At 56.0% G+C, this 13290-nt stretch carries 9 protein-coding genes; 3 read left to right on the top strand and 6 right to left on the bottom strand.

Going from position 1 to position 13290, the window contains the following annotated elements:
* Nucleotides 1–2: 2 nt before the first annotated feature.
* On the bottom strand, nt 3–446 hold the full coding sequence (wzb, locus tag AC1VYI_RS09375; RefSeq protein WP_021241460.1) for a low molecular weight protein-tyrosine-phosphatase Wzb: 444 nt from the start codon (nt 444–446) through the stop codon (nt 3–5).
* Nucleotides 447–452: 6 nt separating this feature from the next.
* A complete protein-coding gene (locus tag AC1VYI_RS09370; protein ID WP_008499413.1) occupies nt 453–1592 on the bottom strand; it encodes a polysaccharide export protein in 1140 nt (379 codons plus the stop codon).
* Between the two features lie 683 nt (nt 1593–2275).
* Here AC1VYI_RS09370 and AC1VYI_RS09365 point away from each other — a divergent pair.
* A complete protein-coding gene (locus tag AC1VYI_RS09365; protein ID WP_482879879.1) occupies nt 2276–3859 on the top strand; it encodes a TerC family protein in 1584 nt (527 codons plus the stop codon).
* A 90-nt stretch (nt 3860–3949) separates the two neighbouring features.
* On the opposite strand, the gene asmA is transcribed toward AC1VYI_RS09365, so the two are convergent.
* The 3 genes from asmA to udk form a co-directional block, all read right to left on the bottom strand.
* Nucleotides 3950–5800 (bottom strand): outer membrane assembly protein AsmA, encoded by a 1851-nt coding sequence (asmA, locus tag AC1VYI_RS09360; protein WP_063436350.1) that lies wholly within the window; start codon nt 5798–5800, stop codon nt 3950–3952.
* A 22-nt stretch (nt 5801–5822) separates the two neighbouring features.
* The gene (dcd, locus tag AC1VYI_RS09355; RefSeq protein ID WP_023312408.1) at nt 5823–6404 is read right to left on the bottom strand and encodes a dCTP deaminase; all 582 of its coding nucleotides are present in this window, start codon (nt 6402–6404) and stop codon (nt 5823–5825) included.
* A 91-nt stretch (nt 6405–6495) separates the two neighbouring features.
* A complete protein-coding gene (gene udk / locus AC1VYI_RS09350) occupies nt 6496–7137 on the bottom strand; it encodes a uridine kinase (protein ID WP_008500855.1) in 642 nt (213 codons plus the stop codon).
* 343 nt (nt 7138–7480) lie between these two features.
* Between udk and AC1VYI_RS09345 the strand changes: the two genes are divergently transcribed.
* Nucleotides 7481–10810 carry a diguanylate cyclase gene (locus tag AC1VYI_RS09345; protein ID WP_134865939.1) on the top strand — a complete coding sequence of 1110 codons (3330 nt, stop codon included), beginning with the start codon at nt 7481–7483 and terminating at the stop codon, nt 10808–10810.
* Here the strand turns inward: AC1VYI_RS09345 and alkA are convergent.
* The gene (gene alkA / locus AC1VYI_RS09340; protein ID WP_045355492.1) at nt 10775–11647 is read right to left on the bottom strand and encodes a DNA-3-methyladenine glycosylase 2; all 873 of its coding nucleotides are present in this window, start codon (nt 11645–11647) and stop codon (nt 10775–10777) included. The genes AC1VYI_RS09345 and alkA overlap by 36 nt on opposite strands.
* Before the next feature lie 130 nt (nt 11648–11777).
* Here alkA and yegD point away from each other — a divergent pair, with 130 nt between their 5' ends.
* Nucleotides 11778–13130, top strand: a complete 1353-nt coding sequence (yegD, locus tag AC1VYI_RS09335; protein ID WP_045355491.1) for a molecular chaperone — start codon at nt 11778–11780, stop codon at nt 13128–13130.
* Nucleotides 13131–13290: the final 160 nt, after the last annotated feature.

Below are 13290 nucleotides of genomic sequence, written 5' to 3'. Positions count from 1 at the left end.
TGTTATCCCTGCTGAGCTTTCAGTGCCTGCGCCCACTGTTGGGCAGACTGGTCAAGTAAGGTGTAAACCGCCTCGAAAGCCTCATGGCTTTTGCGATATGGATCGGGGATTTCACGTTCATTGTCCCAGTGTCCAAACAGCATCACCTTACCGCGCATCTCCGGAGCGATATCGCACAGCGCTTGAATATGGCGTTTTTCCATCGCCAGAATCAGGTCATACTCACGGCACATGCGGCCAGTGACCTGGCGGGCAACATGCCCGTCGAGAGAGAGGTGATGGTCCCGCGCCACGCTCATTGCGCGCTCATCGGCACCTTTACCGACCAGTGCACCCAGCCCTGCCGAATCAACGGTCAGTTCGGGCTGGTAGTGTTTCAACAACCGTTCAGCCGTAGGGGAACGGCAAATGTTCCCCACGCATACCACCAGAATTTTGTTAAACATCGCGGATTACCAGGTATGAATGTCGCGCGCCGTATCCGTCATGTAGCGAACGCCACTGATGGTTGGCAGCAACTGGTTGATCAGACGGTTCCAGCGGGCAACCGGTGCGGTAGTGACATACACCACGTCGTATGGCTGGAGACGGAACTCCGTCGCCATCACCAGAGAGGTCGCATCGGACATATCCAGCTGGTAGATGTTGGCAATCTTGCCTTTCGCGCTGCCCTCACCTTTCAGCGGACGGATCACGAAGATACCGGTCGCGTTAGAGGTCGTCAGATCGATACCCTCAGCATTGCCCAGCGCTTCGGTCAGCGTCATACCGCTGAAGTCCATCTTGAGGGTGCTCTGTTTCTTCACTTCACCCATCACGAAGACTTTAAGATCGTCATTGCGTGGTACATAGAGGATGTCGCCCGGATAAAGCAGGCGGTTCTGGGTCAGATCGCCGTTTTGCATCAGCGCCTGCAGCGAAATGCGCTGCTCTTTCCCGTTGTGGGTCAGTACCACGTTGCGCCAGTCGGCGCCGTCGGTTAACCCGCCTGCGGCGTTAATGGCGTCCAGCACGGTCAGAGGAACGTTGGTGATGGCCTGCTGACCAGATTTGTTCACCTGGCCGGAGATATAGGCTTTTTGCGAGCGGAATGCGGCGATATTAACGTCCACCTGCGGATCGGCGATGTACTGCGCTAAGCGGCCGGTAATATCACTGCGGATCTCGGCAAGCGTTTTCCCTGCTACATGGACTTTACCAATGTAGGGATAGAACATGGTGCCATCTGACTGCACCCAGTTACCGGTGTCGCTTGAGCTGCGGTACTGGCCCGCTGGCGTGGTCAGTTCGGGGTGATCCCAGACGGTCACGTTAATGACGTCTCCAGGCCCTACGCGATACTGGTAGGAAGCAATTTCCTGGTCCAGTGACATATTTGGCTGGGCAACGTTTGGACGTGGGCGTAATTGTTCGACCAGACGAGGCGTAAGTGGATAAACATTCACCATTTTGTCGAGATCAAAATCGGCATCCTGTTGCTTGATCACATCCTTGCCCATTGTAGACATATTGCTTCCGGGAAAGACCGTGCAACCGCTCATCAAAGTCACAGACACCAATAATGGCATCAATTTCATTTTGGAGTTCATCATTGATTATTTATCACTTTGGCAGAGTAATTATCCTGTGCAATTTAAATACGTGTGAATCTAAAATGCATTAAGAATGTAGCTAATTAAATAAAAATATAAGTGGCATCATTCCTAAAAAAAACGCTATTTGGCCAGTCACTGTTGACAACGTAATCATGGCCCACCCACACACATTCAGGCACGCTACCGCCCTTGGCTTCCAGCTACCAATACGCTATAACACAATGAATTACAGGCAAAAAGCCGCAAGAATTTTTTGCTGGTGAAATAAATGAAGCATTCAAAATACGCAGGCACTATTTCGTTAATCGCCAAAAAAAAAATCAATCTTTAACGGGAGATATCCTTTTTTAGGCTAATAATCTTGTAACAGTTAATCCCAAAACAGGCAAGAAAACGGGGTCCTAACGTCAACTTTTAAGAATTTATTTAGAAATGCACTTTATTTTTAAGAATTTCTTTATGTTGACAGCGTTATGATTGAACATCTTTTAATGCGATATTTCTTAATTTTGTTATTTCGGATAAATACCGATTTTCTGGATATATTAAAACTATTATACCCGCCAGTTTTAATTTAATGATTATTGAGAGAAATCTCATACTGACATTGCATTTTCCCACAGCTTTATCCATGATCGAATTGTGTCATTAGTCATATTACAGAAGGTATTGCTACTACTATGGAATGGATTGCCGATCCCTCAATCTGGGCCGGGCTGGTTACGCTGGTTGTCATCGAGCTGGTGCTCGGGATTGATAATCTGGTTTTTATCGCCATCCTCGCTGAAAAACTGCCTCCTTCCCAGCGCGATCGCGCGCGCGTAACGGGGCTGCTGCTGGCGATGGTGATGCGCTTACTGCTGCTGGCCTCTATTTCCTGGCTGGTCACGCTCACTCAGCCTCTGTTCTCCATTCACGGTCTGAGCTTTAGCGCCCGCGATCTGATCATGCTCTTCGGCGGGCTATTCCTGCTGTTCAAAGCCACCGTGGAGCTCAACGAGCGGCTGGAAGGCAAAGACAGCGAGAACCCGACCCAGCGCCGCGGAGCAAAATTCTGGCCGGTGGTCGCGCAAATCGTGGTGCTGGATGCGGTCTTCTCCCTGGACTCGGTGATCACCGCCGTCGGGATGGTGGACCACCTTGCGGTGATGATGGCCGCGGTCATTATTGCCATCACGCTGATGGTCATGGCCAGCAAGGCACTGACCCGCTTCGTGAACAGTCACCCGACCATCGTTATCCTTTGCCTGAGCTTCCTGCTGATGATTGGCTTCAGCCTGGTGGCCGACGGTTTTGGCTTCCATATTCCGAAAGGCTACCTCTATGCCGCCATCGGGTTCTCCGTCATGATTGAAGCGCTTAACCAGTTGGCGATATTCAACCGCCGTCGCTTCCTTTCCGCCAATCAGACTCTGCGTCAGCGCACAGCCGACACGGTCATGCGTCTGTTAAGCGGCAAGAAAGAGGATGCGGAGCTGGACGCCGAATCCTCCGCCATGCTGGCCGACCACAGCGACGGGCAGATCTTTGACCCGCAGGAACGACGGATGATTGAGCGAGTGCTCAATCTGAACCAGCGTACGGTCAGCAGCATTATGACGACGCGGCATGACATTGAGCATATTGACCTGACGGCCCCGGAAGCGCACATTCGCGCCCTGCTGGATAAAAACCAGCACACCCGGGTGGTGGTGACCGGCGGGGAAGCGGAAGAGGAGCTGCTGGGCGTGGTACACGTCATTGATCTGCTCCAGCAGCAGCTCCACGGTGAGCCGCTCAATCTCCGCGCCCTGGTTCGCCAGCCGCTGGTCTTCCCGGAGGGGCTGCCGTTGCTTTCCGCCCTTGAGCAATTCCGTAACGCGCGCACCCACTTTGCCTTTGTGGTGGATGAGTTTGGTTCGGTGGAAGGGCTGGTCACGCTCAGCGACGTGATGGAAACCATTGCCGGTAATCTGCCAAACGAGGTGGATGAGATAGACGCCCGCCACGACATTCAGAAAAACGCCGACGGCTCGTGGACGGCTAACGGCCATATGCCGCTGGAAGACCTGGTGCAGTATGTGCCGCTGCCGCTGGATGATAAACGGGAATACCACACCATTGCCGGTCTGCTGATGGAGTATTTGCAGCGTATCCCACAGCCGGGGGAAGAGGTTCAGGTCGGCGACTATCGGCTTAAAACGCTCCAGATTGAAAACCATCGCGTGCAGAAGGTTCAGCTGATACCGCTGCGGGAAGAGGAAGAACTGGATTTTGAGGTGTAAAAAAGCCGGGTGGCGTTTCGCTCACCCGGCCTGCGGTGTTCGGTTTTTGTAGGCCGGGTAAGGCGAAGCCGCCCCCCGGCGCAACAGGCATCAAAGCTTATCCAGCAGCTTCTTCACATCCTTGCCGTCCTGTGAATCTTTATTACGATCCGCCCAGCCGCTGAGTCGACGTTTCGCTTCATCCTGCAGATGCTTACGCAGGATCTGATCCACCTGCAGACTGTAATTCAGGGCCTGCCATTTGCCGTATACGCTCAATGGGACCGGCGTCTCTTTCAGGAAGTCGATGAGCTTGCTTTCCCCCTGCCAGCCGGAAAGTACCCGCACGTTAAAGCGCGTGTCCGCCGTCTCTTTGACCAGATCCAGCTTACCCTCGCCCGTTACTGATAAGAGTGAAGAGGTACCCTGCATTCCGTCGAGAGAGAGTTGTCCGTTGTTCAGCGTCAGGTCCGTGGTGAAGCTGTCGAGGCGCGTGGCACTGTCGTAGTTCTCCTGGGCCTTCACATCGCTGCTGCGCTCTACCGCCTGCTGCACCAGTTGCTGGAAGTTAAGCCCTTCCATACGGGAGTTTTTCAGATCAAGATGCGCCTGCCCTTGCCACTCGCGGCGGAAAGCATCGGCATCAATTTTCGTGCCGGAGAAATCCCCCGCCAGCGTCAACTGCCCCGTCAGAGAGATCGGGTAGTTAAACGCGGTCAGGATGGTGCCTATCTCAACGTTATCGAGACGCGGCTGGAATTCGGCGCTGGCAACGTCTTTACGGACATCCAGCGTGCCGGGCAGTGAGAGGTGTCCTGCGCCCATCTTGCCGCTCAGTTCGGAGATCACCAGCAAACCGTTATGGTTAAACATCTGGCTGCTCACGTCGGTAAAGTCCATGCCGCGCCAGCGCAGGCTGGTGGCTTTCAGCAGAATATCCGCCGTGAATCCGCGCAGAGCGTTATAGTCAGGTTGATCGAGATTCGACGAAATAACCGGACGTGATACCGGTGCCTGGCTTTGCCCCGTCTGCGTCGCCTCGCTGTCCGTGGCGCTGGCTGGCAGAGGTGGCAACAGGTTTTCCAGGTTGAGCTTGTCAAATTGCAGATTCAGCACCCACTTCGGCTTCTCTTCAAAGGTGACGCTCGCCTGCCCCTTAAGGCTACTGTCGTTTGCCTGCAGGTTGAGATTATCCAGCTCCAGCTGTTTTTGTTCCTCACGCCACACGGCCTGCAGCGTTCCCTGACCGGCGATCCCCTGGGTGGGCAGATTGGCCCCCGTCAGCTGCCAGTTAAGCTGCTGGATGTTCGCCGTGAGCTGATGCGGATAGTCTGACGCATTCACATTAGCATTCAACGACAGCGTCAGATCCCGCTGATCGCGGTTCACGCGCCCGCTAAATTCCACCGATGCAAGATGGTGCTCATCCTGTTCCATCTGCAGATTAATGTTGCGAACGGTGACCAGCTCTTCGTGCTCATGCTGGAAAACCAGCACGCTATCGGCCACTTTCAGTTTGCCAATATCAAAGGACCAGCCAGTATCAGACGGTTCATCAGGCAGGGTATTTTCACGCGGTGCCACCGGCGCGTTGGCATCACGGACAGCTTCAGTTTGTGGGGTGAGCTGAATCACCGCGCCTTTCAGCATCACCTGATTCACCTGCAGCTGATGGGAAATGAGCGGGATCAGCGCCACATCAAGGCGCATGTTGTCTGCGGACACCAGCGGCTGGGACGCCCCCGGCGCCGTGAGCGACATGCGGCCAGAGAGAATGCTGAGCTGCGGCCAGACGTGCCAGCGCAGCGGCCCGTCCAGCTTCAGTTGATAACCACTGCGTGCCTCAACCTGCCGCACCATATACGCGCGGAAGTCGTTAGGGTTAACCAGCAGAACCAACGCCGAAAGGCCAGCCACCAGCACCACCAGCAAAATCATCAGCGTTGTCAGAACTCTTCTCATGGCATCCTCAATGGACTAACGATCAGTCTTTATCAATACGGCTGGCAACCGCGCCCTGCTGGTCGCGATATTTTGCGTCCTGCCGACGGTTGTAAGGACGATCTGCCGGGCCTGACAGAGGTTCAAAGCTCAACGCGCCGATCATCATGCCCGGGCGCAGCGCCAGCGGCAATTTACCGGCATTGAAGAATTCCAGCACGATACGCCCCGACCAGCCAGGATCGATACGGTGCGCGGTCACGTGAACCATCAGCCCCAGTCGCGCCAGCGAAGAACGGCCATCAAGCCAGCCAACCAGATCCGGAGGCAGGGTGACGGATTCAAACGTCACCGCCAGGGCCAGTTCACCTGGATGCAGATAAAAAGCTTCGCCTTCATCGATTACGATTTCGTCACTCATCACGCGATCGAGCGCGGCGCTGACTTCGTCCTTCGGCCCGCTAAGGTCAATGAACGGTGCTGTATGGCCGCTAAAGGTACGGAATTTATTGCCTAACCGCACATCAACGGTCACGCCATTGATACGCTCAACGGGTGGACGCGGGGTAATAGACAAACGGCCTTCATCCAGCCAGGCTTCTATATCGCGATCACAAAGACGCATGGCACTTTCTCCTTTCATGCATCGTACCCTGAGGCGTTAAGCGCTCAGGGTAAAACCAGGTTATCTCTGAACGGTACACAATTCGCGCGGCTTATTCAAAAAACTGGCTGATTTTCGCTTTTAAGATATCAATAGCAATGCGGTTTTTACCCCCGCGCGGCACGATGATATCGGCGTATTGTTTGGATGGCTCAATAAACTGCAGGAACATCGGGCGGACCGTTTTCTGGTATTGCGCCATGACGGAGTCCATCGAACGGCCGCGTTCATTCACGTCACGCTTGATGCGGCGCATCAGGCAGATATCCAGCGGGGTATCAACGAAAATCGAGAAGTTCATGGATTCGCGCAGGCGGGCGTCGGTCAGCAGCAGAATGCCTTCAAGGATAATGACCTTTTTCGGCTCGATGCGGATGGTTTCCTGGGTGCGGGTGTGTTCTACGTAACTGTAAACGGGCAGCTCAATCGCCTGGCCGCTCTTGAGCGCTTCTAAATGCTGGAACAGCAAGCTGTGATCCATTGCATTTGGGTGGTCATAGTTGGTTTTGACGCGCTCTTCCATCGACAGATGGGATTGATCTTTGTAATAGCTGTCTTCGGGAATGACGCCGATATGCTCATCACCTACTTGTTCACGCAGTTCGCGATAAAGCGTACTGGCAATTAGACTTTTACCTGAAGCCGATGCGCCGGCGATGCCTATAATGACGCACTGATGAGACTTATCAGTCATAAATTTAGCGACCTGATTAACCTGGATGTTAAGGAAGGACGACGCCGGAGCGTCAAACGCGGCAATTATAGGGATTTCGCGGGCGTGATACCAGTCGAAAGCACAGGTTCTGCGAGACTGGCCGAAAAGTGGCGCTTTATTCCCTGAGTGAAATTTAAATGAACGTTTTTTCAGCGTTTAACCGTTTTTTTTCACGGAGCCTCTATTTAATAAGTCTGTGGTGTCAAATTCTGAGCGGTCACCATATGAATTGTAAATTGTTTGTACTAGCATAAACCAAATTATCTAATTCACGCGTTCGGACATCTTCCCTGACGGCATGGCGTCTCTGGATAAAGCGGTAATGAATAAACAATACCAGCGGGTTTTGGTTACCACCCCACATCCTTTAATACGACTTGTCTGTCTGGGCCTGGTCACCTTTATCTTTACCTTATTTTCCCTGGAGCTCACCCGGTTCGGCACCCTGCTGGCCCCGCTCTGGTTCCCCACCGCCATTATGATGGTGGCGTTTTACCGCCATGCAGGAAAAATGTGGCCGGGAATCGCCCTGGCCTGTTCGTTTGGCAATATTCTGGCCACCTGGATGCTGTTTTCGTGGGGATCGATAAGCCTCACCTACACCTCAATTAACGTGGTTGAAGCTTTTACCGGTGCGCTATTACTTCGCAAATTGCTCCCGTGGTACAACCCGCTTCAGAATCTGAATGACTGGATCCGCGTGGCCATCGGCAGCGCAGTGATACCGCCGCTGGTGGGCGGAGTCCTGGTGTCTCTGCTGGCGCCCGGCCCTGAACCCCTGCGTAATTTCTTCGTCTGGGTGTTGTCCGAAGCGATTGGCGCACTGGCGGTGGTTCCGTTGGGGCTGTTATTTAAACCGCATTATCTGCTGCGCCACCGTGACCCGAGACTGCTGCTGGAAACCCTGACCACGCTGGCCGTAACGCTGGCCCTCAGCTGGGCAGCCATCACCTGGCTGCCGTGGCCTTTCACCTGCGTTATCGTTTTGCTTATGTGGAGCGCCGTGCGCCTGACGCGAATGGAAGCGTTCCTGGTGTTTCTGGTCACCGTGATGGTTGTGTCGCTGATGATTGCCCAAAACCCGGTGGCGCTGACAACCCAGCACGTCGGGGCGATGCTGAACGCCCCCTGGCTGCCGTTCCTGATGCTGCTCCTGCCTGCCAACGTGATGACCATGGTGATGTACGCCTTCCGCGCAGAGCGCAAGCACATCACCGAAAGCGAAGAGCGCTTCCGCAATGCGATGGAGTATTCCGCCATCGGTATGGCGCTGGTCAGCATTGAGGGCAAATGGCTGCAGGCTAACAAGGCGCTGTGCAATTTCCTCGGTTACAGCCAGACGGAGCTCCAGTCGCTGACCTTCCAGCAGCTCACCTGGCCGGAAGATCTGCACACCGACCTGGAACAGCTCGAACAGCTGGTCAACGGCGACATCAATACCTATACCCTCGAGAAGCGCTATTACACCCGCAACGGGGAAGTGGTCTGGGCGCTTCTTGCCGTCTCCGTCGTGCGCCATGCCGACGGCTCGCCGCTCTATTTTATCGCCCAGATTGAAGACATTAACGACCTGAAGCAGACCGAGTGGGTCAACAAACGCCTGATGGAGCGCATTACGCTAGCTAACGAAGCGGGCGGCATCGGCATCTGGGAGTGGGATCTGGAGCCAGACATTATCAGCTGGGACAAGCGGATGTTTGAGCTATATGAAATCCCGCCGCACATCAAGCCTACCTGGCAGCTCTGGCACGACACGATGCTGCCGGAAGATCGTGCCCACGCCGAGCAGGTGCTGCGGGACTCGCTGATTTCCCGCCTGCCGTTTAAGCTGGAATTCCGCATCCGCGTGAAGGAAGGCGTGCGCCATATTCGCTCCCTGGCAAACCGGGTGCTCAATAAGCAGGGTGAAGTCGAACGGCTGCTCGGGATCAACATGGATATGACCGAGGTGAAGCAGCTCAACGAGGCCCTCTTCCAGGAAAAAGAGCGTCTGCACATCACCCTCGACTCCATCGGTGAAGCGGTGCTGTGTACCGATATCAACATGAACGTCACCTTTATGAACCCGGTGGCCGAGAAAATGAGCGGCTGGCTGCAGACCGAGGCTATCGGCCAGCCGATCCTGAAGGTGTTGCACATCACCTTTGGTGAAAAAGGGCCGCTGATGGAGAATATTCACAGCGGCGATATGTCCCGTTCCGATATCGATCAGGACGTGGTGCTGAACTGCCGTACCGGCGGTAATTTTGATATTCACTACAGCATTACGCCGCTCAGCACGCTGGACGGGCAGAATATTGGCTCGGTTATCGTGATTCAGGACGTGACCGAGTCGCGCAAAATGCTGCGTCAGCTGAGCTACAGCGCCTCCCACGACGCCCTGACCCATCTGGCAAACCGGGTCAGCTTCGAAAATCATCTCAAACGCCTCCTGCAGACCGTTCGCGAAACGCGCCAGCGTCATGCCCTGGTCTTTATCGATCTCGATCGCTTCAAAGCCGTCAACGATACGGCTGGCCATGCGGCGGGCGATGCCCTACTGCGGGAACTCTCTTCCGTGATGTTGACCATGCTTCGCTCCAGCGACGTGCTGGCGCGTCTGGGTGGGGATGAGTTCGGATTACTGCTGCCGGACTGCAATATTGAAAGCGCGCGCTATATCGCCGGGCGCCTGATCCACACGATCAATGACTATCACTTTATGTGGGAAGGCCGCCTGCACCGGATCGGCGCCAGCGCAGGCATCACGCTGATTGATGAAAATAACCATCAGGCGTCGGAGGTGATGTCGCAGGCGGATATTGCCTGTTATGCCTCGAAAAACAGCGGGCGCGGCATGGTGACGGTTTACGAACCCCAGCAGGAGCGGGATCACAACACGCGCAGCATGATGTCGCTTGATGAACAGTGGCACATGATTAAAGACAATCACCTGATGATGATTGCCCGCAGCGTCGCCTCCCCGCGCATCCCGGAAAGCAGTAATTTCTGGCTGCTGTCGTTACGCCTGTGGACCAGCCAGGGCGAAGTCCAGGAGGAGCATGCCTTCCGCTCGGGCCTGGCAGAGCCTGAGCTTTTACATGCCCTCGACAGACGGATCTTTAGCGAGTTTTTCCGCACCTCAGCCGCCCAGATCGCCAGTAAAGGCATGGGAGTGGCGCTGCCGCTCTCTGAGGCCGGTTTAGCCAGCGTAACGCTGGTCGATGAACTTCTCGACCTGCTGGATAAAAGCCCGATGCCGGGCCGTCTCCTGCATCTGGTTATCTCTGCCGACGTGGTGTGCAGCCCGGATAAAAACCTGCAGCGGAGTCTGCAAAAGCTTCGCCAGGCGGGCTGCCGCGTGATCTTCAGCCAGGTGGGTCGCGACATGAACGTCTTCACCCACCTGACCGCCAATATGGCCGACTATCTGATGCTGGACGCGGAGGTGGTAAGCAACGTGTATGGCAACCTGATGGACGAGATGATGGTGACCATTGTGCAGGGCCACGCCCAGCGTCTGGGGATGAAAACCATCGCGGGCCCGTGCAACCAGCCCATCATGATGGATACGCTCTCCGGCATCGGCATTGATTTTATCTATGGCGACACCATCGCCGAGCCGCAGCCGCTGGATCTACTGCTCAACACCAGCTATTTCGCCATCAACTGACGGTGCCCAGCCGTCGGTGTACCAGATGTGCAGCAGCGCGTAAGAGCGCCACGGCTGCCAGCGTTCGGCATAACGACGAATTTGCGCGGGCGTCATCCCGGCAAAGCGTTGCTTAATCAGATAATCATCAGGCAGAAAGACATCTTTCGCCTGCCAGCCTCGCAGGGCCAGGTAGTTTGCCGTCCAGCGCCCTATCCCCGGCCGCTGCTGTAGCGCCTTCATCCCGGCCTCAATATTCTCGGGCGGGAAAAGCGGAAACGTCCCGTCGATGACCGACTGCGCCAGATGAATTAACGACTCCGCGCGTTTTACCGGCATGCCCAACGCTTTCAGCGCCAGCGGGTCCGCTGCCGCCAGCGCGTCCGGCGTGGGGAAACAGAGATACCCCGGACAATCCGCGATCGGCTCACCGCACAGCGCCACCACGCGCGACGTCAGTTTCGCCGCCATCGCCACGCTCACCAGTTGCCCGAGGATCGCCCGTACGCCCTGCTCGTACGCGTCCATCGCCCCCGGCAAACGCAAGCCCGGCCGGGCAGCACCGAGATCGCCCAGCGTATCCGCGATGTGCTGCGGGTTGCAGGCGAGATCGAACAGGCGCTCGATGCGTTCAAGGCACGTCTGCGCAACCGGAACTAACCCCGGACTGAGCGTCACGGTCAGCGTATGGGTGGCTATATCCGGCGTTACGCGAAATATCCCCTGATGCCCTTCACAGGCAAAACTGCGCTCGTAGTAGTCGCGTGTGACGGTTTCAATGCCCGTCACAGCACGCGCGCCGAGAAAGCCAAACATCCACTGCCAGTCGTAAGGGGGTTGCCAGTTCAGGGTGTACATCGTCTCTCCTTTTGGGTTCTCCACAGCATAAACGGAAAGGTCCTGTTTCGCCTTGCTTTCATATTCCTGTTGTCGCCATGAAGACATTTCGTTAAAGTCTCGCCCCTTCTCACTGGCATGGGGATTCATCGTGTTTATTGGATTCGACTACGGTACGGCAAACTGCTCGGTTGCGATTATGCAAAACGGACAGCCACAGCTTCTGAAAATGGAAAAAGAGAGCACGCTGCTGCCGTCAATGCTCTGCGCGCCGACGCGTGAAGCGGTAAGCGAATGGCTGTTCCGCCACCATCAGGTTCCGGCCACGGCGGCGGAGACCCAGGCGCTGCTGCGCCGGGCGGTCAGCTTTAACCGTGAGGAAGACATCGACGTTTCGCCGTCCAGCGTGCAGTTCGGCCTCTCTTCGCTCGGGCACTACATTGAAGATCCTGAAGAGGTTTACTTCGTTAAGTCGCCAAAATCCTTCCTCGGTGCCAGCGGACTGAAGCCGCAGCAGGTGGCGATGTTCGAAGACCTGGTGTGCGCGATGATGCTGCATATTCGCAATCAGGCGCAGACGCAGGTTTCCGATGCGATTACCCAGGCGGTCATTGGCCGCCCGATCAACTTCCAGGGGCTGGGCGGCGACGAGGCCAACCAGCAGGCGCAGGGGATCCTTGAACGCGCGGCGCACCGGGCAGGCTTTCGCGACGTGGTGTTCCAGTACGAGCCGGTTGCCGCGGGGCTGGATTTTGAAGCCACGCTGACGGAAGAGAAGCGCGTATTAGTCGTGGATATCGGCGGGGGCACAACGGACTGCTCGCTGCTGCTGATGGGGCCGCAGTGGCATAACCGACGCGATCGTGAAAATAGCCTGCTCGGGCACAGCGGCTGTCGCGTAGGCGGTAACGATCTCGATATCGCGCTGGCATTCAAGAGCCTGATGCCGCTGCTCGGCATGGGCGGTCAGACGGAAAAAGGCATCGCCCTGCCGATCCTGCCGTGGTGGAACGCGATTGCCATTAACGACGTGCCTGCGCAGAGTGATTTTTACAGCACCGCCAACGGCCGCTTCCTTAACGATCTGGTGCGCGACGCGCAGGACGCCGAAAAAGTCGCCCTGCTGTATAAAGTGTGGCGTCAGCGCCTGAGCTACCGCGTGGTGCGCACTGCCGAAGAGAGCAAAATAGCCCTTTCCGACCGCGCTGAGCATGCGGTCTCCTTGCCGTTTATCAGCGACGATCTGGCCACCGCGATTTCGCAGGACGGGCTGGAGACGGCGCTCGCGCAGCCGCTACAGCGTATTCTGGAGCAGGTGCAGCTGGCGCTGGAGAACGGCAAAGAGAAGCCGGACGTGATTTACCTGACCGGGGGAAGCGCCCGCTCGCCCCTGATCAAGAAAGCGCTGGCGGAACAGCTGCCGGGCATTCCCATTGCCGGTGGGGATGACTTTGGCTCCGTCACCGCAGGCCTGGCACGCTGGGCGCAGGTGATGTTTAGCTAGCATTGTTGCGGTGCGGTCTGGTGCCCTCACCCCGGCCCTCTCCCACAGGCAGAGGGCGAAAACACCAAAAACGGCAACGGATGTTGCCGTTTTGCGTTTACCTCCATTCAGACCATTCCTGACAGTCTTCCATATTTCCTCCATTTTTCCGCTGTGTTAG

The organism is Enterobacter sp. QK-SA4 (genome assembly GCF_056856775.1).
This window is presented reverse-complemented; position numbering and strand designations above follow the sequence as displayed.

What these genes read in the sequence shown, in the direction of transcription:
- wzb (WP_021241460.1), bottom strand. Translation starts at nt 446, where the DNA reads ATGTTTAACAAAATTCTGGTGGTATGCGTGGGGAACATTTGCCGTTCC.
- AC1VYI_RS09345 (WP_134865939.1), top strand. Translation starts at nt 7,481, where the DNA reads ATGAATAAACAATACCAGCGGGTTTTGGTTACCACCCCACATCCTTTA.
- AC1VYI_RS09370 (WP_008499413.1), bottom strand. Translation starts at nt 1,592, where the DNA reads ATGATGAACTCCAAAATGAAATTGATGCCATTATTGGTGTCTGTGACT.
- alkA (WP_045355492.1), bottom strand. Translation starts at nt 11,647, where the DNA reads ATGTACACCCTGAACTGGCAACCCCCTTACGACTGGCAGTGGATGTTT.
- asmA (WP_063436350.1), bottom strand. Translation starts at nt 5,800, where the DNA reads ATGAGAAGAGTTCTGACAACGCTGATGATTTTGCTGGTGGTGCTGGTG.
- dcd (WP_023312408.1), bottom strand. Translation starts at nt 6,404, where the DNA reads ATGCGTCTTTGTGATCGCGATATAGAAGCCTGGCTGGATGAAGGCCGT.
- AC1VYI_RS09365 (WP_482879879.1), top strand. Translation starts at nt 2,276, where the DNA reads ATGGAATGGATTGCCGATCCCTCAATCTGGGCCGGGCTGGTTACGCTG.
- udk (WP_008500855.1), bottom strand. Translation starts at nt 7,137, where the DNA reads ATGACTGATAAGTCTCATCAGTGCGTCATTATAGGCATCGCCGGCGCA.